The sequence below is a fragment of the Methanosarcina sp. DH1 genome, from assembly GCF_020804205.1.
Classification (GTDB): domain Archaea; phylum Halobacteriota; class Methanosarcinia; order Methanosarcinales; family Methanosarcinaceae; genus Methanosarcina; species Methanosarcina vacuolata.
This window is the reverse complement of sequence record NZ_WJBJ01000020.1, coordinates 1-24,425: the sequence shown is the minus strand read 5'-3', so window position 1 is coordinate 24,425 and position 24,425 is coordinate 1. Positions and strand designations below refer to the sequence as shown.

Annotated in this window: 23 protein-coding genes and 1 pseudogene; 15 read left to right on the top strand and 9 right to left on the bottom strand. The window is 40.5% G+C overall.

Features of this window, described 5'->3' with window-relative positions:
* Nucleotides 1-249 precede the first annotated feature (249 nt).
* Both ilvD and FXW07_RS10495 read left to right on the top strand, forming a co-directional pair.
* Nucleotides 250-1,911, top strand: coding sequence for a dihydroxy-acid dehydratase (ilvD, locus tag FXW07_RS10500; RefSeq protein ID WP_229395397.1), 1,662 nt, complete (start codon nucleotides 250-252; stop codon nucleotides 1,909-1,911).
* 508 nt (nucleotides 1,912-2,419) lie between these two features.
* Nucleotides 2,420-2,935, top strand: coding sequence for a thioredoxin family protein (locus FXW07_RS10495; RefSeq protein ID WP_229395396.1), 516 nt, complete (start codon nucleotides 2,420-2,422; stop codon nucleotides 2,933-2,935).
* A gap of 377 nt (nucleotides 2,936-3,312) precedes the next feature.
* Here the strand turns inward: FXW07_RS10495 and FXW07_RS10490 are convergent, their stop codons facing one another.
* Together FXW07_RS10490 and FXW07_RS10485 are read right to left on the bottom strand one after the other, a co-directional pair.
* Complete coding sequence (locus tag FXW07_RS10490; RefSeq protein ID WP_229395395.1) at nucleotides 3,313-5,214, bottom strand: radical SAM protein; 1,902 nt, start codon at nucleotides 5,212-5,214, stop codon at nucleotides 3,313-3,315.
* Nucleotides 5,215-5,427 carry a hypothetical protein gene (locus FXW07_RS10485; protein WP_229395394.1) on the bottom strand — a complete coding sequence of 71 codons (213 nt, stop codon included), beginning with the start codon at nucleotides 5,425-5,427 and terminating at the stop codon, nucleotides 5,215-5,217.
* Between the two features lie 734 nt (nucleotides 5,428-6,161).
* Here FXW07_RS10485 and nifH point away from each other — a divergent pair.
* From nifH to FXW07_RS10425, 12 genes are all read left to right on the top strand, one after another.
* Nucleotides 6,162-6,989 (top strand): nitrogenase iron protein, encoded by an 828-nt coding sequence (nifH, locus tag FXW07_RS10480; protein ID WP_229395393.1) that lies wholly within the window; start codon nucleotides 6,162-6,164, stop codon nucleotides 6,987-6,989.
* 17 nt (nucleotides 6,990-7,006) lie between these two features.
* Complete coding sequence (locus tag FXW07_RS10475; RefSeq protein ID WP_229395392.1) at nucleotides 7,007-7,324, top strand: P-II family nitrogen regulator; 318 nt, start codon at nucleotides 7,007-7,009, stop codon at nucleotides 7,322-7,324.
* Between the two features lie 47 nt (nucleotides 7,325-7,371).
* Complete coding sequence (locus FXW07_RS10470; RefSeq protein ID WP_229395391.1) at nucleotides 7,372-7,743, top strand: P-II family nitrogen regulator; 372 nt, start codon at nucleotides 7,372-7,374, stop codon at nucleotides 7,741-7,743.
* A 20-nt stretch (nucleotides 7,744-7,763) separates the two neighbouring features.
* The gene (gene vnfD / locus FXW07_RS10465) at nucleotides 7,764-9,206 is read left to right on the top strand and encodes a nitrogenase vanadium-iron protein, alpha chain (protein ID WP_229395390.1); all 1,443 of its coding nucleotides are present in this window, start codon (nucleotides 7,764-7,766) and stop codon (nucleotides 9,204-9,206) included.
* Entirely contained in the window at nucleotides 9,203-9,541 is a 339-nt protein-coding gene (gene vnfG / locus FXW07_RS10460) for a V-containing nitrogenase subunit delta (RefSeq protein WP_048121203.1), read from the top strand. The genes vnfD and vnfG overlap by 4 nt, the downstream gene beginning before the upstream one ends.
* Before the next feature lie 19 nt (nucleotides 9,542-9,560).
* Nucleotides 9,561-10,946, top strand: a complete 1,386-nt coding sequence (gene vnfK / locus FXW07_RS10455; protein WP_229395389.1) for a V-containing nitrogenase subunit beta — start codon at nucleotides 9,561-9,563, stop codon at nucleotides 10,944-10,946.
* 17 nt (nucleotides 10,947-10,963) lie between these two features.
* Nucleotides 10,964-11,650: a hypothetical protein gene (locus FXW07_RS10450; protein ID WP_229395388.1), complete on the top strand. Its 687-nt coding sequence runs from the start codon at nucleotides 10,964-10,966 to the stop codon at nucleotides 11,648-11,650.
* A 79-nt stretch (nucleotides 11,651-11,729) separates the two neighbouring features.
* Nucleotides 11,730-13,259 carry a nitrogenase component 1 gene (locus tag FXW07_RS10445; RefSeq protein WP_229395387.1) on the top strand — a complete coding sequence of 510 codons (1,530 nt, stop codon included), beginning with the start codon at nucleotides 11,730-11,732 and terminating at the stop codon, nucleotides 13,257-13,259.
* Nucleotides 13,244-14,584, top strand: coding sequence for a nitrogenase component 1 (locus tag FXW07_RS10440; protein ID WP_229395386.1), 1,341 nt, complete (start codon nucleotides 13,244-13,246; stop codon nucleotides 14,582-14,584). Before FXW07_RS10445 ends, FXW07_RS10440 begins: the two co-directional genes overlap by 16 nt.
* 25 nt (nucleotides 14,585-14,609) lie before the next feature.
* The gene (locus FXW07_RS10435) at nucleotides 14,610-15,041 is read left to right on the top strand and encodes a NifB/NifX family molybdenum-iron cluster-binding protein (RefSeq protein ID WP_229395385.1); all 432 of its coding nucleotides are present in this window, start codon (nucleotides 14,610-14,612) and stop codon (nucleotides 15,039-15,041) included.
* Nucleotides 15,042-15,194: 153 nt separating this feature from the next.
* A complete protein-coding gene (locus FXW07_RS10430) occupies nucleotides 15,195-16,376 on the top strand; it encodes an ABC transporter substrate-binding protein (protein WP_229395384.1) in 1,182 nt (393 codons plus the stop codon).
* A 198-nt stretch (nucleotides 16,377-16,574) separates the two neighbouring features.
* Nucleotides 16,575-17,078, top strand: a complete 504-nt coding sequence (locus FXW07_RS10425) for a 3-isopropylmalate dehydratase (RefSeq protein ID WP_229395533.1) — start codon at nucleotides 16,575-16,577, stop codon at nucleotides 17,076-17,078.
* A 116-nt stretch (nucleotides 17,079-17,194) separates the two neighbouring features.
* Here FXW07_RS10425 and FXW07_RS10420 read toward each other — a convergent pair whose 3' ends face one another.
* From FXW07_RS10420 to FXW07_RS10390, 7 genes are all read right to left on the bottom strand, one after another.
* Nucleotides 17,195-18,058, bottom strand: a complete 864-nt coding sequence (locus tag FXW07_RS10420; RefSeq protein ID WP_229395383.1) for a homocitrate synthase — start codon at nucleotides 18,056-18,058, stop codon at nucleotides 17,195-17,197.
* Complete coding sequence (locus FXW07_RS10415; protein ID WP_229395382.1) at nucleotides 18,051-19,085, bottom strand: homocitrate synthase; 1,035 nt, start codon at nucleotides 19,083-19,085, stop codon at nucleotides 18,051-18,053. The genes FXW07_RS10420 and FXW07_RS10415 overlap by 8 nt, the downstream gene beginning before the upstream one ends.
* Before the next feature lie 259 nt (nucleotides 19,086-19,344).
* A complete protein-coding gene (locus FXW07_RS10410; protein WP_229395381.1) occupies nucleotides 19,345-20,355 on the bottom strand; it encodes an ABC transporter ATP-binding protein in 1,011 nt (336 codons plus the stop codon).
* A gap of 2 nt (nucleotides 20,356-20,357) precedes the next feature.
* Nucleotides 20,358-21,050: a GTP-binding protein gene (locus FXW07_RS10405; protein WP_229395380.1), complete on the bottom strand. Its 693-nt coding sequence runs from the start codon at nucleotides 21,048-21,050 to the stop codon at nucleotides 20,358-20,360.
* Nucleotides 21,051-21,097: 47 nt separating this feature from the next.
* A complete protein-coding gene (locus FXW07_RS10400) occupies nucleotides 21,098-22,183 on the bottom strand; it encodes an ABC transporter substrate-binding protein (protein ID WP_229395379.1) in 1,086 nt (361 codons plus the stop codon).
* A gap of 98 nt (nucleotides 22,184-22,281) precedes the next feature.
* Entirely contained in the window at nucleotides 22,282-23,367 is a 1,086-nt protein-coding gene (locus FXW07_RS10395; RefSeq protein ID WP_229395378.1) for an ABC transporter substrate-binding protein, read from the bottom strand.
* Nucleotides 23,368-23,404: 37 nt separating this feature from the next.
* Nucleotides 23,405-24,040 carry an ABC transporter ATP-binding protein gene (locus FXW07_RS10390; RefSeq protein WP_229395377.1) on the bottom strand — a complete coding sequence of 212 codons (636 nt, stop codon included), beginning with the start codon at nucleotides 24,038-24,040 and terminating at the stop codon, nucleotides 23,405-23,407.
* 53 nt (nucleotides 24,041-24,093) lie between these two features.
* Between FXW07_RS10390 and FXW07_RS10385 the strand changes: the two are divergent.
* A pseudogene (locus FXW07_RS10385) lies at nucleotides 24,094-24,425 on the top strand (ISNCY family transposase); the annotation flags it as partial.

Genomic DNA, 24,425 nt, shown 5'->3' with positions numbered 1-24,425 from the left:
TGATCTATTCGGCAGTGTCTCAAATTTGCTGTAAATTTGAAGTCAAGTTTTTGAGTACTATGAACAAAATTGATTCTCCCGATTTGGAATTTTCTACCCAATAACTTATTTAGATTTCTGATTTTACAGAAAAATTGACACACTGAATCTATTTCTCGAGAATGTAATCTTCTAACTTAACCTCAAGCGCGTAAGTAGTATATACATTATAACTTTTATCCTCATCACGAAATTATATGGAGATTTAACATGAGAAGCGATATCATCAAAGAAGGACCGGAAAGAGCCCCCAATCGCTCACTTTTAAAAGCGACCGGAGTCACAGATTCCGAGATGAGAAAGCCGTTTATCGCAGTTGTCAATTCCTGGAATGATATAATTCCTGGTCATATGCACCTGAAAAAACTTGCTGAGGCTGTAAAAGCCGGAATCAGGAATGCGGGGGGAGTTCCTTTTGAGTTCCATACCATAGGAGTCTGCGATGGAATCGCAATGGGACACGAGGGTATGAAATATTCCCTTCCCAGCAGAGAAATTATTGAGGATACAATTGAACTGATGGTAAAAGCTCATCAATTTGACGGTATGGTCCTCATTCCCACATGTGACAAGATTGTGCCAGGCCACCTTATGGCAGCAGGCAGGCTTGATATCCCTGCAATTGTTGTAACCGGAGGGCCTATGCTTCCTGGATACATCGATGACGGTTACAAGGATTTCATCTCAGTCTCCGAAGGAGTTGGGGCTCATAGAGTAGGCAAGATTTCAGACGACGACCTTAAAAGGCTTGAAAATTTTGCATGTAATGGAGCGGGGTCCTGTGCAGGGATGTTTACCGCAAATACTATGGCATGTATGACTGAAGCGCTTGGTCTGAGCCTTCCAGGCTGTGCAACTGCCCATGCAGTGGATGCAAAAAAGGTCCGAATTGCCAAGGAATCCGGTGAACGTATAGTCGAAATGGTTAAAGAGAACCTGACTCCCAGAAAGCTTGTTACTTTTAAATCTTTTGAAAACGCAATAATGGTAGACATGGCAGTCGGAGGGAGCACAAATACCACTCTGCACCTTCCTGCCCTTGCCCATGAATTCGGGCTGAATCTCCCTCTTGAGAAATTTGACGAACTGAGCCGGGCAACTCCACACCTGATCTCACTTCGTCCTGGGGGATCAAACTTCATGTTGCACTTTGATCGAGCAGGTGGAGTTCAGGCAATTATGCAGAGGCTTTCCCCTGTGCTGCATCTGGAACAACGTACTGTTAACGGCAAAACTATCGGGGAGAATCTGAAAGAACTGGATATTGTTAATCCGAAGCTTAATAAAGAAATTATTGGAACTCTTGAAAATCCAGTTCATGCTCAGGGCGGAATTGCAGTCCTGAAAGGCAGTCTTGCCCCTGGAGGCTCGGTTGTAAAACAGGCTGCAGTTGATCCAGGGATGCATGTTCATACAGGTCCTGCGCGGGTTTATGACGGTGAACAAGCTGCTATGGAAAATATTCTTGCAGGCAATGTGAAACCTGGAGACGTTGTTATTATACGATACGAAGGTCCGAAAGGCGGCCCTGGAATGCGGGAAATGCTTGCAGCTACAGCCGCACTTGGAGGTATGGGCCTGCTGGAGTCTGTGGCTCTGATAACTGACGGACGCTTTTCCGGAGGTACTCGTGGGCCCTGCATAGGGCATGTCTCCCCTGAGGCTATTGAAGGAGGGCCAATTGCTCTTGTAAAAGATGGGGACATGATCGAAATCAATATTCCTGAAAGAGCACTGAACCTGAAACTTTCAGACGAAGAACTTAAGCAGAGGAAAGCTGCCTTTGTGCCTCCAAAAACTGAGATCACAGGTTACCTTGCCAGGTACCAGCGCTCAGTCCATTCTGCAAACACAGGCGGGATAGTTGACTAAGTTGTCTGATTATGTTTAGAAGTATTACGTGTTTGGAGAGCTTTTTTCTCCATTATTTTTTTAATTATTTTTTTAATTATTTTCTACTTCAAGTGTTTTTGGAGAGATGATTTCAGTACTTTCCTGTAGTCATTTAATCCCTCGGACTATGGACTAAATTTTAGTTTTTTGAAATACACAATAAGTTGTCAAGACTCGTTTAGGTTCAAAAACTAGCCGTTTTGTCGTTGATTTTAGCGATTTACCTACTACTTTTTTTTCAAACCTGAAATCCAAAGAATTAAGCAAAAGACCAAACGTTTTTATGTCCAGGAAAACAAGTGCTGCTGTTAGTGCCTCGAGGTATATTTTAGTACACACAGATAGATAGATGGTAACCCAAATAGTTTAAATAAAGAATTGATGTAAATACAATATATATAACAGTGTGAATATTATACCTGTATCACCTTTAAGGTCTTAAAACCTTTATGGGCTTAAAAAAAATCAGTAATAGTAGACGACAATTATGAATAAATCAGTTATACTATTGATTCTCCTTGCGGCTGTAATCTTAACAGCTGGCTGTATTAATAATAGCAAGGCAAATGTCACGAGTCCTCAGGAAGCACAGGAAAATTCTACAAATTCTCAGGAAAACAGTACTGTTTTAGAGATTACCCAACTGGATCAGATAAACACATCTCTCGAAAAAGGGCCAGTTCTTTTGAAACTTGGAGCTGAGTGGTGTGAAGAGTGCCAGGAGTTAAATCCTGTTTTGGCTCAGGTTGCAACAGATTATGCAGGCAGAGCCACAGTCGTGACTGTAGATATAGATAAGAGTCCGACCCTTGCTGATTATTTTGGAATATATGTAATCCCTGATTCTTCTGTAATCGTGGGCATTGAAAACGGGACATATGTTTATATGCAGCAAGATGGGAACGTTACCACTGAAAGGTCAACGGCCAGGATTTTAAAAATAGAGGGTAAAGAAGTATACGAAAATGTTCTGGATCTAGCTCTCCAGAACGAAAAAAGTTAAATTTAATTCATTGGTCATCGGCTAAGGGATTTTCTTGCCTGAAAACTATCGATTTTGCATTAGAAAGCGGCCTTAAATTTTGGCATGTTTAAATGAAATCGATATCCTGTTCCAGCTCATGATTTATTTAAGTATTTAATAAATGTTGAGGGAATTGGCGCAATTTGTTACGATTCCTAACTTAACCGAAGACGCATGAAATTTAATTAAATCTTATACCCAAAACCATATTCCCCTCTCCTTCTTGAGTGCAGATAGAGGATCGAACCTAAATTACAGAAACGCTACCTATTAGTGCTCGAGTACTATTTTTGCCTCCAAACTCATAAATCTTTGGAGCTATTATTTCATCATCAGAAACTCGTTCGATTACTTAGTCATCCTTTGAGCTTGATATTAAAGGCTGGCAGGATGTTAAAAGGTTGAATAATCTCATTGCCGAAATTTTTAGTAGAGCCCTGCTTTGGCATCTCCATTTTGAGGTCATTATACAGTGTTTGCGTGTGTGGCCAAATCCCAGAGGAAGGCCTGTGGAAAGACCTGTTAGGTCTTGCTTCCTTAAACCGCATACCATAAAACTGCAAATAAAAATCATCTGCTTCTTTTCTCAGGTCAACTCCAAGTTTTCCGGGATGCAGCTTGTCTGCTATATACAATAATCCCAATATCCAGCGAGGGCTTCCGAAATCCCAGGAAGGCGGAATTTCATAGACACGATGCTGTGTCACAGCATCGGCATGTATTCCATATTTCTGGCACAGAGCATAGAACTCATCGAGAGGGCGAGAAAGGAAACCTGAGACAAAAATCACCCCGGGATTGTGCTCATTGATGAAGGAAGGGGAAACATTTACACCCAGTTTACCTTCCTTTTGAAGCTGCTTATTGATACTCACACCACCGGAAAATGTCACAAGGTTATTTTCCATTCTGCCGGCATTCAGGGCAAAGAGAGGAGATCCCATGCAGTAATACACATTATAACTGCTTTTTCCTGCTGAAAGGTTCTGGACAATTTTCAAGCGCTTATGAATGAAAGAAACAAGTTCTTCTCCTTTTTCCGGCATATTAGCTATTTCAGCAATAAACCTGATGAACTCAAGATAAGAATATGGCTGACGTATCATATTATGTATTTGCGTAAGGGTTTTGGAGTCTGATACCTTACTCCAGACATCCATTAATTTATCCTCACCCCAGACATCCATTAATTTATAATCGTCCAGTACTCCCAGACATGTAAGTACTGCATGAACCATACTGAAATCCTGACTTATACTGTAACTGTCCATGAAACCTGTTTCATTGAAACCTTCAGTGGCAGCTTTTCCCCGAACTGGAATGCTGCCACCGCAGCTACATGTGTGACTTGCCCAGGGTTTCACAAGCCTGGAGCCAAAAGGCCTGTGAAATTCCCGCTCTATCAGGAGACTGCCACATTCAGGACAGTATGTGTTTAATAGTTCCGTGCCTGGCGAATTAAAGAGGTAGACAAAATCCAGATATCTGCGCAAGTCGGAACATATTTTTTCCGCTTCTCCCACTGATGGTTCCAGTTCTATTGGAGCATAGCCAAAGGGAAGGAATCTCATGACATGCAACGGAATATTAGAAGAAATCTCAGACACTGCCTCTGCGACTTTTATAACATCATCCTCATTTCCCTTTGAATAAACGACTGAAGTTTCAACATGTATTTCCATGTCAAAAAGTCTGGAGATGTTACGAAAAACAGGAGCTGATGAATTAACTCCACAATTTCTATAACTTCTGTCAGAATAACCTTTAATTCCCACGTTTACAAAGTTCACGAGCTGTCCAAACTCTTCTAAAGTCTCACTTGTGAAATAACAATTGGTTGAACAACCTACAAGTAAACTTTTTTCCTGTGCCTGTACTGCAAGGTCCCTGAAAAGATAGTAATTGGCAACAGGATCATTTATTGCTGAAACTACACCCAGACACTCCTGTTGTAAGGCCTTTTCTACTATTTCGGACGGCCTGAGTGAGGCTTGCTGGACCGAAGGTCTACTTGATGCTGGCATCCGTGCCATACAACCAGGGCACTGAAAATTACATCCTGTACTGAAAACTTGCAGGAACTTGCCTGATGGATAGAAATGAAGTAAAGGAACTGCTTCTATTGAAACCGGAAGTGCTCCCAGATATCCCATATCAGGGTACTGGATTACAGTATTGCCAGTGCTTACATAAGTGCCACATCTGCCCATACTATGCTTATCGATTTCGCACCTGACTTCGCATACATTGCATTGCATTTAACCTCCCTCAAATAATACCACAATGAAGCCGGAGCCATCCTGAACTATATGGCAGGAAATATCTTTTCGTTTTCCAGTTTCGCGTATAATTTGAAGTTTTCCTAACCTGGGCGTTTTTGAATTAACATTCCGTTCCGGGAAAACTGTATCTGTTTTTTTGCAAATTGTTGCTTTAACCTTTTTTATGTTTAAAACACCATCATTATTCATTTTTTAAGTTCTAAGCGTTATGTCTATTCTTGCATATTGGTACTCTATTTTATCAAGACGGTATGTACCAGGATTCCACATTGTAATGGTCCTTCTATTTTTGTGTCAAAATACCGCATCACTATAATTTAATGGTTTGACCGTTATGCATATTTATACATAACGGTTCGAGATTTTAGATCCTTCTATGTTGCTTCTTATAATTGGAGATCTCAGTCATAAAACAATATTTAACGTTCAGAAATGTAACCTTAATTTTATCTTTAAGCTGGGATTTGTTCTTTAATTGTGGGGGAATATCTAGCAATAGATATCGTTTTTGTAGTAACAACTATTTATATAATCTTAATATATATGAATTTTTTAATAAACATCTCAATAATAAAGTCAATGAAAATGTATATATATATAATTAGATAGGAAATAAGAAGCTGTATTCCTATTAATAAATGGATGTTATGTTTAATTAAACATATCAACTACCAAAAATAATCGAAATTGTATTTGGTGGAGTACACAATACAAGAAAACGGGCAAAAAGAGGTGTTATGTAAAAATAAACATATTTCATATCAAAATAATCTATTATGTATAAATTTGGGTAGGCAACATAAAAGATCCGGCAACTTTGTTTAGAAATTCATATGGATGCTCAAGATACTATCAAGATACTAAGTTCAAAGAAGCAAATGAGTTTCTGGGCAACGTTTGCGTAAATACTGAAGGAGTGTAAAATGACAAGAAAAATTGCTTTCTATGGAAAGGGTGGAATCGGAAAGTCCACCACTCAACAGAATACTGCGGCTGCTATGGCATATTATCATGGCAAAAAAGTTTTTATTCACGGGTGTGACCCCAAAGCGGACTGTACTCGTCTTGTGCTCGGTGGGGTAGCTCAAACTACGATAATGGATACTCTAAGAGAGCTTGGCGAGGAAGCTGTGACAGCTGAAAATGTCATCAATGCTGGTTTTGATGGAATAAAATGCGTTGAGTCCGGCGGCCCAGAGCCCGGTGTTGGCTGTGCTGGCCGGGGAGTTATCACTGCAATTAATCTCATGGAGGAAATGGGAGCCTATTCTGAAGATCTTGATTTTATTCACTTTGACGTATTGGGCGATGTTGTCTGCGGCGGTTTTGCAATGCCTATTCGAGAAGGAAAAGCCCAGGAAGTATACATAGTTGCTTCTGGAGAGATGATGGCGACTTATGCGGCAAATAACATCTGTAAGGGCCTGTTGAAGTATGCCGAACAAAGTGGGGTGAGGCTGGGAGGAATTATTTGCAACAGTCGTAAGGTGGATAATGAGCTGGAAATGATGGAAGAGTTTGTCTCTGCACTGGGAACGCAGCTTATACATTTTGTACCGCGTGACAATATTGTTCAAAAAGCAGAGTTCAATAAAAAGACTGTAGTGGAGTATGACCCTGCATGTAATCAAGCACTTGAATACAAGGAACTCGCCAGGAAAATCTTAGAGAATGATACGTTCGTGATTCCAAAACCCTTGAGTATTGACCAGCTGGAGAAAATGGTCGCAAGATATGGTCTTATGGATTAATTTAGGAGAGATGAAAAGTGAAAATGGTCCGTGCCATAGTACGTCCTGAATGGACTGAAGAAGTAACCGACGGACTTGCAGAAGCCGGTTATTACTCCCTTACAAAAATAAACGTTTTCGGAAGAGGAAAACAAAAAGGGATCACTGTTGGGGATGTGCATTACGATGAGCTCGCAAAAACAATGATCATGATGGCTGTAGAAGATGAGGCTGTTGACGAGGTGATAAAAATAATTTCCGGAAAAGCATACACCGGCAACATGGGGGACGGAAAAATCTTTGTAAATACTGTTGAAGCTGCATACACGATCAGCTCGGGTGAAAAAGGGTTATGAGGAATAATCTAAAAGGTAAAAAATTTTGAAAACCGGGATGTTTTCATATGAAAGAAGTTACTGCGGTTATCAGACCCAACAAGATGTCGGCTACAAAAGACGCACTGGACAAAATTGGTTATCCTTCTATGACGGCAATTCCGGTGTTAGGAAAGGGCAAGCAAAGAGGGATCTCAGGAGAGCTTAATTTTTACATACAACCCAGGTTGCTCGCGAAAAGGTACAGCACAGGTATGAAATACATACCCAAAAGACTTCTGAGCATAGTTGTAAATGATGAAGAAGTGGATCAGGTGATTAAAACCATTGTGGAAGTCAATCAAACTGCCCAGATTGGTGATGGAAAGATCTTTGTCGAGTCCATTGATGAGGTTATTCGGATCAGGACTGGCGAAAAAGGAGAACTAGCTTTAAAATAAACAGATACGAGGCCTGTAAAATGCCGTTAAAACTATTCTGTTGCGATGAATGCATACCGGAGCGCCAGAACCATGTTTACATAAAAGAAGAAGGAGAAGACACAACTCAGTTTCTCCCACTCTCAAACATAGAAACAATACCCGGATCATTATCAGAAAGGGGTTGCAGCTATTGCGGAGCAAAACTCGTTATTGGTGGAGTAATTAAAGACTGTATTCAAATGATACATGGACCGGTAGGATGTGCATATGATACCTGGCATACGAAAAGGTATCCCAGCGACAATGACAACTTTCAATTAAAATATATCTGGTCTTCAGACACAAAAGAAAAACATATTGTTTTCGGGGCTGAAAAACAGCTCAAAAAAGCAATCAAGGAAGCTTTCAAAGAATTTCCAGAAATCAAGAGAATGTTTGTTTACACTACCTGTACAACCGCATTGATAGGAGACAACCCCAAAGCAGTATGTCGTGAGATTGAGGAAGAACTTGGAGATGTCGATATATTTGTTGTCGAATGTCCGGGATTTGCTGGTGTCAGCCAGTCAAAGGGACATCATGAACTGAATATCGGCTGGATGAGGGATAAAGTCGGAACGCTTGAACCTGAAATTACAAGCCAATATACAATTAATGTCATCGGTGACTACAATATTCAGGGTGATACCTACGTACTACAAAAATATTTTGATAAAATGGGCATACAGGTCATTGCCCACTTTACCGGAAACGTAACCTATGATCAATTGCGCTGTATGCATAGAGCAAAGCTGAATGTTGTCAACTGCGCTCGTTCTGCCGGGTATATAGCCAACGAACTTAAGAGAGTATATGACATTCCAAGAATGGATGTTGATACCTGGGGTTTTGAGTACGTTAAGGTAGCACTGAGGAAGATCGGAGCTTTCTTTGGACTGGAAGATAAGGCTGAAGAAGTAATTGCAGAAGAGGTTGCAAAATACGAAGGAAAACTTGCCTGGTATAAAGAACGGCTCAAAGGAAAACAGATCTGTATCTGGACTGGGGGGCCAAGACTGTGGCACTGGACAAAAGCTCTTGAAGACGACCTGGGCATGGAAGTTATCGCCATGTCATCTAAATTCGGTCATCAGGAGGACTTTGAGAAGGTTATTGCCAGGGGCCGGGTCGGGACGATCTACATTGATGACGGAAATGAGCTTGAGTTTTTTGAAGTACTGGAGAGTATCCACGCGGACCTGATTTTAACCGGGCCCAGAGTTGGAGACCTGGTCAAAAAACTGCACATTCCATACATTAACGGACATGCATATCACAACGGCCCATACATGGGCTTTGAAGGCGCAGTAAACATGGCGAGAGACATGTATAACGCGATTTATTCTCCAATGTGGGGTTTAGCTGGAAAGGATCCAAGAGTGGTGGATTCTCCGATGTGGAGTTTAGCTGAAAAAGATCCTAGTGTGGTGCAGGAGTCATGAATGAAAAAATAGGGGAAGTTACGGCTCTTATCCAGGAACAGTGTTTATGGCAGTTTTTTTCAAGAAGCTGGGACAGAGAGGAAAACATTGAAGGTATTATGACAATGACCGGTAAAATTCTGAACGGAGATAAAATAAATCTTGTAACGCCGGCAGATAAAGCGTTTTACTCCGATGCAAAAATCCTTGCTGCTGATCTTCAGAAAAAGATCCCCTGGATCTCCGAACTTGACAAATCAGGAGTACTGGAATTAATTGAAGGCGTCAAAAAAAGATTGCTCTATATTACTGTAAAAAAGTCACGTAACTGCGAACTGAACTTGTCAAATTACTAAATAAAAGGCGGTAAAAAAGATGTCGTGTGAGCTGATGTTGAAAGAGCGAACAGGAATAATTAATCCGATGTATACCTGTCAGCCTGCAGGTGCCCAATTTGCGGGAATTGGTATAAAGGATTGCATTCCGCTTGTACATGGCGGTCAGGGCTGCAGCATGTTTGTCAGGTTATTGTTCGCTCAGCATTTTAAAGAAAATTTTGACATTGCGTCTTCGTCTCTACATGAAAGCGCCGCCGTTTTCGGGGGCTCGATAAGGGTAGAAGAAGCGGTTGAAACGCTTATTGCGAGGTACCCTCAGCTGAGGATCATACCTATCATAACTACTTGCTCTACCGAAACAATTGGAGACGATATTGAAGGTATAATCCGGAAAGTAAATACGATAATTGAAGAAAAGCATCCTGACAGAGATGTGAAGCTTATAGCTGTGCATACTCCAAGCTACAGCGGTAGCCAGGTGACAGGTTACGATACGGCCATTAGCTCGGTTGTAAAAGCTCTTGCAAAAAAAGATGAGCCTTCCGGAAAGCTGAACATATTCACTGGTTGGGTCAATCCGGGAGATGTTTCTGAAATTAAGCATATATTATCTGAGATGCAGGTTGACGGAAATATACTTCTGGACACCGAGACCTTTGATGCTCCTGTTATGCCTGACAAATCGGCATTCGCATATGGAAATACAACAATTGAGGAAATAGCCGACTCTGCCAATGCTCTCGGGTCAATTGCATTAAGCCGTTATGAGGGAGCAAATGCTGCAACATATTTAAAAGACAAATTCGGCGTTCCTTCAATTGTTACGCCAACTCCTATAGGCATAAACAACACCGATATCTTTCTTGAAAATATCAGCAAGCTTACCGGCAATCCAATACCCGAATCACTGGTTGTCGAACGCGGAAAAGCGATAGATGCGATTGTAGACCTTGCCCATATGTTTTTCGCGAATAAGAAAGTAGCCATTTTCGGCAATCCGGATCTTGTCTTCGGTCTTGCGCAGTTTTGTCTGGAATGTGAACTTGAGCCTGTGCTTTTACTTTTAGGCGATGATAATACGCTGTATAAAAGTGACCCAAGGCTCAAAGCACTTGAAGAGAAAGCAAACTGCGATATAAAAACTATCTGGAACGCTGATTTATGGGAACTGGAAAGCCGTATCAAGAACAAATCCATAGACGTTGATTTGATTTTGGGGCATTCAAAAGGACGCTACATTGCTATAGACAATGATATCCCCATGGTCAGAGTAGGCTTCCCAACCTTTGACAGGGCAGGGCTATGGAAATATCCAGTAATCGGATACAAAGGAGCAGAATGGTTAGCTGAAACAATTGCCAATACGATTTTTGCATCCATGGAAAGTAAGCATGACAGAGAATGGATAATTAATGTCTGGTAAATGAAAGGAGGCAAAAAATGGAGAATTATCTGGTAGTTGCAGCATTTGTCATAGCGGAATTGCTGGGAGCTTTAATTTATTTTAAAACAGAAGATTCTGTGAAAAGGACGTTATTGACCTGTCTTGGACTTGGCTTTGCCATTGCAGTTGTCCTTCTGGATATCATCCCGGATGCTACTGAAGAGTTTTCAGCAGGATACTGGCTGGTCGCGATCGGGTTCATTGCAATGTTTGCTGCAGGATTCTACACAAAAAGTGTCGGAAAGTATTCAGCCGTTTTAGGATTAGCGATTCACAATATTGCAGAAGGCGTGATTATAACCACTGAGTTCGGACCGATTTCTCCGATTTTAGCAGTCGGAGCGGTTCTGCACAAACTCCCAGAAGGAATGGTTTCTTTTTCATTACTGGACGAATTAGAGGACAAAACCAGGTTTGCAATTGCAGCTTTGATCGCATTGTTAATTCCAGTTGGTGCGGTTATACCCATCCCTGAAAGCATCACAAAACCGCTTATGGCGCTTAGTGCTGGTGTTATCCTTTATGTCGTAGGAAACCTGTTGGTCACGATCATTGCCGAGAATTATGGAACTGCAATCGATAAAGGAAAACTGAGTAAAAAGCACGATCTAAATATAACTACGCTATCCTCTGTGGCGGTTTTCGGAGCAGTAATTGCCTGGATATCCTGTTTGATGGCGTAAAGTTGTAGCTAACGCGATCAACAAATTTTTTATTTTTTGGTTGAAACCAGTTTCATGAACTAGAAAAATAGAGGGGAATATGGTCGGCATTGCTAACGAAAGTGTAGTGTTTTTTGGGCATTTAAGCGAGCTTTATCAATTGGCTAAAGAAGGGAAAATTGAAACTAAACTACAGGGCAGCCATACTCGTCCCTGTAAATTCTGGACGGCAATGAAAATCCTGAGTGGCATTAAAAATACTGTCGTTATTGCTCATGGGCCCAGTGGCTGCGCATTTGGAGTAAAACAGGCTTACAAGCTCACAAATTGTAGAAACAGTGGTTCTCCATACGAATCCATTATTACTACAAATATTGATGAAAAAGCCATTGTATACGGTGGCGAAAAGGAACTGAAAGGCGCAATACTGGAGGTGGACAAAAAGTATAAGCCTGACGTTATTTTCGTAGCAACAAGCTGTGCCACCGGAATAATTGGAGATTATGTAGACGCCATAGTGAATAAAATCAAGCCCAAAATTAATGCCGAAATCATGGCCATTCACTGCGAAGGCTTTGCAGGAGAGTACAGGAGTGGGTTTGACCTGGTTTTCAGGCAGATTGTTCAGCTTATGGATAAGCCTGATTCGGAAAGCAGATCAAGGCTTGCCAACTCTGTCAACATCGTAGGGGGTAAAATGGGTCCTGAGAGGACGGAGATTGAAACGGATGTTAAAGAGTTGAGGCGGTTAATCGAAAGCATGGGTGCAAGTGTAAATGCCGTAATAGCAGGCAATTGTTCACTGGAAGAAATAAAACAGGCTCCCAGTGTAGCGGTAAATTGTACCCTTTGCCTTGATCTGGGGTATGCGATAGGAAGAGAGATGCTTGACCAGTTTAATACTCCTTTGAACTCCACTATTCTTCCGTATGGTATAAGCGCAACTGAGAGGTGGCTCAAAGAAGCAGCAAAGCATTTACATCTGGAAAATGAAGCTGAAGAATTAATCAAAAGAGAATATGAAGCCATCCGCATCGAGTTTGAAGAGGCAAAAAAATACCTTGCAGGCAAGCTGGCAATTGTTGAAGGGCATGATGCGATAAAATCGCTGTCAATTGCTCATATGCTCGAACGCGATTTTGGTATGAGGGCGGTTATATACAATTTTCATCCCTGGAGTACGCAGGCAAGAGAAACAAGTATTGATTATCTCTTAGAGACCGGGCTTGATCCGGAAATACTGATCACAAAAGGCACACTTGCCTTTGGAAAATATGAGGCAATGATCCAGACCGAAAATGAGCTTATGGAATATCTGGGAGACCTGAATCCTGAGACTACCGTGTATTTTGGATCATCCATGAGCTTTCCGAATATCCCGGTAGTTGATTTAAATGCCATACTGAACCGCCCCAGATTTGGTTATAGAGGAGCCTTAAAGGTAGCTAAATGTATCTGCACTGCTCTTGAGTACTCATTCAGACCGCGTAGCTGGGTAACGAAAAAAATGGTATTCCCTGAAAATTCCGGGCTATGTTCAGCCCAGTCACTTACACCGAAGCTGGCTCAGGATTTGCCGGATTGCACGGTTTATGCAGGAAGGGAGAGAGGCAAATGTATGATGAGTTAAAATTCGATAACTGCAACCATAGCAAAGACCCTATGGTCGGATGTGCTCTTGAAGGTGCCACTGGAGTGCTGGCTGGCATCAAAGACATTAGTATTGTCATACATTCCCCGCAAGGCTGTTCTTCAACGGTTTCGGCAGCCTATGACGTCCATGAAATTGATTTTACGAAAAGAAAAGTTGCATGCACCAGGCTTTTTGAAACTGATGTGGTTATGGGCGCTTCAAGCAAGCTGAAAAACTTAATCAAAGAAGCCGATTCAAAATTTAAAACCAGGGCGATATTCGTAGTTGGTACATGTGCAGCTGATATAATTGGTGAGGATATCAAGGGTTTATGTAGAAATATCCAGCCGCAAATTAATGCGAAGCTTATTCCCTTGATGGCAGGAGGGTTTCGAGGAAACCTCTATGATGGTATTGAACTGGGACTGAATGCATTATTTCCATTTATACGAAGACAGGAAGAAAAAATTCCGGATAGCGTGAACCTAATAGCGCCTCAGGCAAACCTGAACCCTACATGGTGGGCAGATTTGAAATGGGTACGTGAAACCCTTGAAAAAATAGGAATTAAAGTTCAGGCCGTACTTCCTCACGATACGTCTCTGGAAGAACTGGATAATGCTGGGCTAGCATCGGCAAATATACTTCTCAGTCACGATGCGGGGTATAAGTTTGGGTTAAAAATGCAGGAAGTACACTACATACCGCTTATACTATCGGACATCCCACTCCCGATAGGACTTAAAAATACTGCAAGATGGCTTCGTGCAGTGGGAAATTATTTTGGCGTTGAAGAAAAGGTTGAGGCAATAATAAAAGACGGAGAAGATATGGCCATCGACGTGCTGAGACGCAGGGGATTGATGATGATTCCCAGGTACCGTAACTGCAGAGTAGCAATTTCTGCAGATGCGACTATAGGAATAGGCCTGACCAGAATGTTATTTGAAGAGCTGGAAATGATTCCGGAGCTGTTGCTGTTCAGGTCGCCTGTTTCTGACTCTCAGATGTTGCTGGAAAATGAACTTAACGATATGGGAATTTCCCCGAAGGTTGTCTTTTCGGCGGATGGATATCAGATAAAACAATCGCTGTCTGAAAGTTGTGTAGATGCTGTATTCGGTTCTTCTTGGGAATATTATCTGGCTGAAGAACTGGGGATAAAGTTTGTGTTTGACGTTTTTAACCCTACAAACAGGCAGAATTACTTGAACAGGGCATATTTCGGATATGAAGGCATGCTGAACTTTTTGGAAAATGTTGCAAACGATTGGGAAATGGCTCTGCGTTCAAAGCACATTAACTGGGAAGAGTATTTGTAACTAGCTAAAAAATGGAGCTTGTAATATGGACATTGAATGTACAGCTTTAAATGAGGTAGAAAAACAGAGCTCTGAAAAATTCAAGGTGGCAGTTACTTCAACCAGTGGGATACTTGTTGATCAGCACTTTGGGCAAGCAACCGATTTCATGATTTTTGAGATTAATGGTGAGGACTATAAGTTTCTCGAAACACGTTCGACAAAGAAGTACTGTAATGGAGGTAACAAGCTTAACAATGGATATCGTGGGAAAAAAGAAGTAATAGAAACTATCTCTGATTGTGATGCTGTGCTTTCTATGAAAATAGGCCTGGGTGCACAAAAAAAGCTTGGGGAATTCGGAATCGAGTGCGTTGAATATTGTTACACCGTTGAGAGGGGATTGAAGTATTTCCAAACCATGAGAAAGCAAAAACAAATGAAAAAAATTAGCCTACATTCTACAGCATTATCTTAAGTCAATAATTTTTCCTGATTCCAGACAGTAATAAGCTGTCATATTAAGAAGTATCTTTTTGATGATAGCGGATGCTATGTCAAGAGTACCTTTGCCACTAATATTTGACTGGAAAATTATTGCTGTATTCTAAAAATAAAAAGAGGTACCTGGATGAACAATAAAACAATAGTTATTCTATTTGTTGCAATCACGACAGTATTAGTTTTCACCGGCTGCACGGGAGAAAAAATCAGTCAGGTGGCACAGGATAATACAACAGAGGTATCCACTTCAAACGATATAAATGTGGAAAATGCGACAAACATATCCACTTCAAACGATAAAAATGTGGAAAATGCAACAAACGTATCCACTTCAAAAGATAAAAGCGGGGAAACTAGAATTGTTACTGATTCGGCAGGCAGACAGGTAACAGTTCCTTTACAAGTGGAAAGAGTTGCAGATACCTGGATGGGGCATAATGAAGTGCTGGCTATGCTCGGAGCTGATGACAGGATTGTTGCAACAATGTTCAGCCCCAAAACAAGACCATGGGCGTATAAAGTTTGCCCGGCCTATTATAATGCTGTAACACTCAGCCCAACATATGATGTGGAAGCTTTGCTTGCTACCAGGCCAGATGTTGTTTTCATGCCAAGCAGAGATAAAAATATCGAGAAAGTATCTGCTCTTGGAGTTCCTGTTGTAGAAGTAAGTTTTACAGACTTCGATTCTATGAAAAAATGTTTTTCAGATACCGCGAATGTTTTGGGAGACGAAGAGGCTTTAGAACGTTCACAGAAATATAATGCATACCTTGATAGCAAATTAGAATCGGTAAGAAATATTTCATCCAGAATACCTTACGACGAAAGGCCAAAAGTTCTCCATCTCGTATCGCTATCACCTTTATGCGTAGACGGCGGCGGAAATATCATCAGTGATTGGATTGAAGCTGCAGGAGGCATCAATGCTGCTGAAGAAGTAAAAGGCGGTATTATGCAGGAAGTTTCAATGGAACAAATCTTGAAGTGGAATCCTGATGTTATTATTCTTGGTGTGAACGCCAAATCTGAAGAAAAAGAGAAGATAATGAATAGCGAGTCCTGGAAGAAGGTTAAAGCAGTTCAAAATAACAGGGTATATCTTAATCCGGAGGGAGCATTTATATGGAGTCGAGCCGGAGCAGAAGAAGCGCTTCAGATTCAATGGGCTGCAAAAACCATCAATCCGGATATGTTTCAATCCATTGATATAAATAATGAAACAAAGTGGTTCTACAAGACCTTTTTTGATTACGAGCTTACAGATGAGGATGTTCAAAAAATTTTGAATGCACAGGCTCCAGATTAATCAGAAACTTTAGTGAAAACTTTGGTTTTTTAGGGGTATCAGGTTGTTTTGTAAGGTTGAGTTACATTAAACAACTCAGCCTTTCAGCTTTGTGTTCAAGACCTCAGAATAAGTAAACAGGTGGACAGCTACAGTAAATAAGTGGACAGCTACTGAATTATTGAAACATTAACGAAAATTATTTTCATGTGAGGTGTGATTGTGAGTCTTATTATAGGCCGGGTCTGGAAATTCGGAGACAACGTTAATACTGATGAAATAATCCCGGGCAAGTATTTGCGGAGCAAAGATGTACAGATCTTTGCAGCTCATGCAATGGAAGGAATTGATCAGGAATTTACAAAAAAGTTCAGGATTGGAGATATCGTTGTTGCAGGTACCAATTTCGGCTGTGGGTCTTCAAGAGAACAGGCTCCTCTTGCTTTGAAATATGCAGGAGTATCATGTGTTATAGCGAAGTCTTTTGCCAGAATCTTTTTCAGAAATGCAATCAATATCGGGATACCTCTCATAGAGGTTGATATTGAGTGCCAGGAAGGAGATAAAGTTAAAGTTGACCTGGCCAAAGGTGAAGTTACAGTTTCAGATAGAGACATATTTATAGGAAACAAATTGCCGGATTTCCTGCTTGAGATACTTAATGATGGTGGACTTGTAGCCCATCGAAAAAAGCAAAGCGCGAGCAAAAATATAAACTTATAATAAACTAATTTTAAAAAAGTACATGAAATTAATCGAAAGACTCTATATTATATTGTAACATATTAATTTTAAAAAAATATGTGAAATTAATCGAAAGACCCTAAATTATATTGTACCTAAAACGGATTAGACGCTAACGACCCCACTAATGGTTTATATGGAAACAATGCCCTTTCGCTGGCTTTTGAGACCATTTCAGCCAGAGACGGCAAAGCTTCAAGCTCAATCCCGCAATCGTAGTTGTAAAAATGTTTTAATGAAACTGCTGTCTCTTCCATTGAGGCATTTCCAGCACGTTCCCCGAGCCCTGTTACGGTTACACTTGCAAACTTTGCTCCCGCCTTATATGCTGCCAGGGTATTTGCTACAGCCAGGCCGAAATCATTATGCGCATGAATTTCAACAGGAAGAAGACTATGATCTGCAATTTCTTTGATTTTGCTATATGTCGTAAAATGGTCCAGGCATCCTACGGTATCTGAATATCGGATTCTTATTGCACCGTAAGAAGCTGCAATATCTGCATATTGAAGCAAAAACTCTGGGTCTGCCCTTGATGCATCTTCAGCTCCTACAATAACCGTTACGTCGTAGTTTTTGAGATACTCCAGGCATTTTTTCAACCTATCTAACACCCATACCCTGTTTTTTTGAAGCTTGTATTCTATATGCAGATCAGATACCGGCAGAGAGACATGAATAAATTTAAATCCGCATTCAATAGACGCCTTTAAATCATCTAAATTTGCTCTGTTCCATGCGATGAGGTTCGATTTTATCGGCAGGTCGAGCATTAGTTTCAGGTCTTCACATTCCTGTTTGCCCATAGCAGGAATCCCAGCCTCAATCCATTTCACTTTTGCTTTATCCAGAGCCGAAATGATATTCATTCTTTCTTCAACCGAAAACACAACACCTGCAGACTGTTCCCCATCACGCAATGTGGTGTCAATGATTTCAAAGCTTTCATTTTTAATCACAGGAGATTTCTCCTTCAATTGGTAAGTGGACATTAGATTCTTTTATCGATTCCATATGTAAATTGTAAAGAGTTTTAAGCTGAGCATCTGTCACCGGTTTTTTTTGCAGAACCGCTGTATGCCTTACTTTATCAAGCAGTGTAGCTGCTTCCTGCGAGCTCAAGGACAGGTCCAGTTGTCGAAGTTTTTGTGTTAAGGATGCTGTTCCTGAGTGTTTTCCGATCACTAAAAACCTGCTTAGACCAACCTCTTCGGGTCTGATCGCTTCATATAAATTTGGATTTTTGATAACACCGTCAACATGGATGCCGGATTCGTGTGCAAATACATTTTTTCCTATAATGGCTTTTTCTCCGGGCAATATAATACCAGCCCTGCGTAAAATGTTTTCACAGTCTGCCGCAATAGTATAACCATTCGGTACCTGTTCATTTTTCCACAAATGCCTTGCTGCCATTAAGACTTCTTCCATGGCTGCTACTCCTGGAATCCCAATACCGCTAACCGCCGTTGCGACATACTCAACGCCTGCCCGTAATGCTGAAAGCGTATTGGCAGTAGCCATTCCATAATTATTGCATCCCATGTACTCAACAGGGCATTGAGTTATATTCGTGAAAAGATTAAGTTTATTATAAGTAGTGAAGGGGTCCATTTTCCCATTTACGTCGCCCAGTATCAACCTTTTTATCCCGTACTCAGCAATGAAGGGATCTAATATATCTACTATATTTACTTCTTCTACCGGGAATTCAAGCGCATTATCAATACTTAGATAAATTTCCTGATTATTACTACAAACTGTTTGCAATACAGATTGCAATGATTCAATTGATTTAAGTATATCAGGCATGGAAACCAGCGGATCAAGAGAAGTATTGATTACGATTTTAGAAAAACCAAGCTCTTTAGCCTTGAATATCTCTTGCCTGGTACATCCGACTCTGCACCTTAAACTTTCTAAAAAGTCAACAGTCTCGAATTTGAACCTATTTTTCTCTAAATTGTTCAGCGAGACATCTGCCACGTCCAGTGAATACTTCTTCAAAACAGACAGAATAAACTTAAAATCGGCAGGGCTATGAAAACCCAGGCGCAGTATCTCATTTATTGTATTATCTACAATTGAAATTTTGATTTTTTCCTTCAGTTAAATTCCTCTCCCACTACCAGTTTAACTTGAATTTCATTTATTTGGTTTTTATTTGGTTAAATGAATGAGTAAAAACTATATTTATTCACAAAGTAAATATCTAAAATTTAGAAATCTTTTCTTTCATAATCCATTATCCCAAACACCAATTGAGTTCGGTATCAATCCTCTCGCCATTTCTCCACATATCACGCAGCTCAATAATTTTGCAATCCAGATGTTCCATATACCTCAAATTGTTTTTTTCCTGCGGACTCGTCTCAATAATACTGGACATTGCACCATTCCTGATCACTATCCGGCGATCACCCATTAAAGTCAGTAGTGGATCGTGGGTAGATATGAGCACTATTTTTTCTTTATTAACTAGAAGTTCCAGCGCTTTTCTCCTGTTAACTCCTGCATTCTCAATTTCATCAATCAAAATAACAGGAGATGTACTTAACAAAGCCGTATCGGCAATCATTAGCGAACGTGCCTGACCCCCACTGAGTTGAGTAATTGAAACATCGTCACTAAATTTCTCTCCTGTGAGTTCATTTGCAGTACAAATTATTTTATTAACCGTTTCATCTTTCTTGGAAATCATACGGCACTCAGCATGCATAGTAATGAATTCTTTTACTGTGAGGTCTACAACAAAATTCATGTTTTGAGACAACTGTGACACTAGCTTTTGGTCCATTGAAAAGCGTTTCTTTGCTTCAGGTACAAGCCCGTTTATTAGAACCTGCCTCCCTGTCGGCGTATCTTTTTGTGCCATACATTCGATGTCAGCCAGCAGCCGACTTTTTCCGGAACCAGTAGGGCCAACGATACAAACTATCTCTCCAGGTTCCAAGGTAATGCTTTCATCCTCTGTATTCCCGAACTTGTCTTTTCCCCCAATTACTGTAAGGGAGCTTATTTGATGTTGATTTTCTGAAATAATATTTATTTGGATTATTGCTTCTATGTGGTTTAACATCTGTTTTTGGTCCATTCCTGAGTCCCTCAGGAATTCATCTGTCAATCCTGCAAGCCATTCCTGCAAAGTTAAGGACTGAGGGAGTTCTTTTAATCCAATTGATGCAAAAAAATCTGCAACAAAGGGATGAAAATTCAAAATCTCCTTAATCGATGAAGTTAACAGATGATCATCCACTTTTATATCCCCTTAAAAACCATTTTTTTTGCATTCCCACGTTGGTAATCTTTACTGATCACAGTTTCTCCTACACAATAAGGACATACAGCTGACGGCATGGAAAAACGTAATTTCCTACCTTCAAGCTTGTCTACTTCGGTTGCACTGCGCAAGTAATAGCTTAAATCAAAAGCTCCCTGGCCGGTAATCCCGTTGACAGACATAATATGGGCTTTAGGATTTGCCAATCTTACATTGAAGGCAAAAACCTCCCTTTCTGCTTGCGATACGATATCGCTCTTTGTAATGACGACAACGTCCGCTAATCTCAGCATTGGGCCGATTTTTTTCGGTGTATGGACCCCTGAAAGATTATCAATAACACATACCCCTAATACTTCTTTGATATGTGGGGCGCATCTGTTGCATAAACCGGCACTCTCGGTAATAAGCATATCCAGCTTGTTTTCTTTTCCCCAGGTAAGGCATTCATCAATATTACTCACAAAGAAATGGTCAGGGCATAAATTTCCAGAGAGTCCAACCATAACCGGCAATCCCATCTTTTCATAGGCAATGTCATCTTTTGTAGAAAGTGCATCAAACTTGATAATGCCAATTTTTTTACCTTCTTTTTTCAGATGTTCAACCGTTTTCAGTATGACTGAAGTCTTACCTACTGAAGGCGGCCCTGCCACTGTAATTAATCTCATCTCAGTATCTCCTTCGAATTTCAGTATCCTGCATTTCCTCGTAAGTATCAAGTTTTTGTAAAAGGAGTGCTCTGCCAGACTTCAAAAAATACCTTTGACGTTAACCGGATTAATTCCATGGTATCATTAGAGCGCACATAATCCCACCCCAACCATTTCAGTTTAGCATTATCCGGATACCTATAGTTAACTTCGGGGTTTAGAGAAGGATAACAATTATCAACCAGGTACTGTCCTAACCCTCTACCTGTAACGTATTTAATTAATACATCCAGTTTATCCAGCTTTGATTTCTTGGCTAGAAAATAAATAGGGAATGCCAGAGCGCCATCTTCCGGCCATATTACAGAAGTATTTTCACGCCTTGGACAAATGTCAGCCAGAAACCAGGGGATAATATATATGGCTGCGCCAAGCTCACTATTAGAACCTGCAATTCTCGACATGTGAACATAATGCAGCATGTTTTTTGTATTGTATGCCAGATATTTTAAGCTCTGAATTCCATGCTCCTTATACATCTCTAAAAATAAGAAAGAGTTAAACTCAGAATACGGGCTATTTTCATCTTTCCGCCAGCCGCCAATTATTATTTTGTTATGGTAAATCGGATCAAGAATATCAATCCAACGTCTGGGGATGGGCAGCCCATCCAGCTTCCGGTGGTCTACAAGAAAAACAAATGGAACTATTGCAAAAATAGTAAATTGTTTTTCAGGATCCTCTATACCACAGTCAGCGTATATTTGAGATAAAGGCTTAGGTTGACACGCCTGGAAATAGCCTTTATCAATAAATTTTTCGAAAAAGTGCTTCTCAAATAGGTTATCAAATGATGGAGACAGCACCATATTAGGAAAATCGTCAATACTGTCCACGTTGTGAATGTTTTCAAAAGGGAAATAACCGCTTCCCCCACCCATAGGAAAATAGCAATTGAGTCGGGTTCTTTTTTCAATCCTGTGCTCCTTTAATACCGCCTCCAAACCATCCTTGAACGTGTATTTTAAAGGAACCGGAATTCTCCCCATAAAATCAAATTCTCCAGGCGAAAGTTCACCGCTGCACAGTTCGGTTTCACACATATAGTCATCTCTTTCTGTGGAGAAATCTAAAGAACACCTATTTTCCACAATATTTCACCCCTCTTGTTGTTCTTTTTAGTTACCTTCCCAGTTCCTTTTTCTATTTTTAAACTGTAAATCTGACAACCTTTTCTCTATTTTTCATGTTAAGTGCTGGCAGGCGGCAAATGCTGCAGTATCCTGTTTGCCTCATCATCGGTAAGGTTGTAGTGGTAGAACCTCAAATAGTAATCTTTGACTTCATTGGTCATGTTCAGGTCTTCAAATAAGTCCGGATGCAGGGTTTTGGCAAAATACTCCATAAGCAACACCCCTTCAGCGCCATAGTCCCAGTAGACGATTCCCAGTGGGCAGAGGTATACTTTGTTATTTTGCACAGCTTCCAGATTGCTAAATTTAGAATCATTCATAATTATATCCGTACTGTTAACTCGGCCTACAAAGATTACGTCAGGGTTCCATACAAGTAGCTGCTCCGGTGTAATTGTTTCAATCCCTTCCGTATCTCCAGAAAGATATTTACCGCCAGCCATTTCCACGTAAAACTGCGGATAAGAGTTTTTACCCTGTGTTGTCGTCGCATCTCTGGCATAGTACACTGTTGGGCGCTGACTATCTGTAAGGTTCGCAGTTCTTGATGTCACATAATTCACTTTCTGATCAAAGTATACCCCCCATTCATCAGCAGTCTTTTTTGCATCAGGGCCCATCACTTCACCATAAAGCGCGATTTCCTGCTTCACATATTTAACGAATGAGTCTACATTATCAGGATTTCCTGAGTTTTTTTGAGTGACTACAGCAGCTATATTGGTCGAGTTCAGTTTCTCCTTAGTACCATCATATGACCGACAAAATACTACCTGTACTTTTTTGCTCATCAGATCTTCAACATTTGGATCGTCTTCTATAGGGATACCTTTCAGCTGCGGAGCTATCTTAGATGACCAGGGCAAATTGGTCCACGCAGACATCGTCACTGCGATCTTGTCGGTTTGATTCAACAATATCAATTTTTCGTATGCCTGACCCGAAATAGCAGCCACACGAGTCACATTTGCCGGTATAGTTACTACTCGTCCTTCCTGATCTGTTATCTGAACGTATTTATCCGATCCGATATCACTACCTTGGTCAGATTTTGTGTTACTATTACCTACATGTATAGCAGCAGATACTATTGCAAGGATTGAAATAACCACAACAGCTGCCATTACACCCCTTTTATCCATTCAATCACCTCAAATTTTCTCGCTATTATACCTCAGATCAGGAACAGCCTATGTTCATGTGTGATTCTTGTATTTGCATAGGAATACATGCTCTTCTATGCTCATTTACATCCAGAATTTTGACATCTATTCCATAGGCCTGTTTCATATTATTTTCAGTGACAACAATTTCCGGTTTTCCTGTTTCCATAATTGTTCCCTGATTCATGATGGCTACTTTATTACAGGATAAGAAGGCGTGGTCTGGAAAATGTGAAGTCATTACAACCGATAGTCCAGTTTTGGACAGTTCCTTTATGACTTTGAGAGTTCGTATCTGGTTTCCAAAATCCAGATGGGATGTTGGTTCGTCGAGGAGAAGGATTTCGGGCTGTTGAGCTATTGCTCTTGCCATTAAAACAAGCTGTCTTTCACCGCCACTGATTTCAGTGTAGATTTTATTCTTTAGATGCAAGATTCCAAGACCTTCCAGGGCCTCTTCAGCAATTTTGTAATCATTTTTTCCAGGAACAGACGTTAAACTCAAATGGGGAGTTCTGCCCATCAGAACTATATCGAAAACCGAAAACGCAAAAATCGAACTATTTGATTGTGGGATATATCCGATGATTTTTGCAAGTTCGGTTTCTTTCGACTCAGTCCCAAAATCTAGTGATAAAAGTAAGTGTAACATCACTACACAAAATTATAATTCTATAATTATGTAATGATGTTACGGCAAAAACAATGGTAACTATAAACCTTACTCTTAATAACTTTTCGGAGCTCCCTGCTCTCTTAGACGTTTTTGGTTGTTTTGGAAACGATTATGAATATACCACACGAGGAATTTTTCGTAGAAAAATTCCTCCAGTCTGTTCAATTTGTAGTACTCCAATGGTTCATAATGGCTATAATCCTCATACTAAAGAAGGTCTTGGAGAAATCAACATTGGTCGATATAAATGCTCAAATTGTGGTAATACACACGAAGAAGATCATAGTTTTTGGGAAGATCTGAAGACTTTACTTTTTAATTCATTCAATGATTTCTTCCAGTTACTCAGATACCATAACGT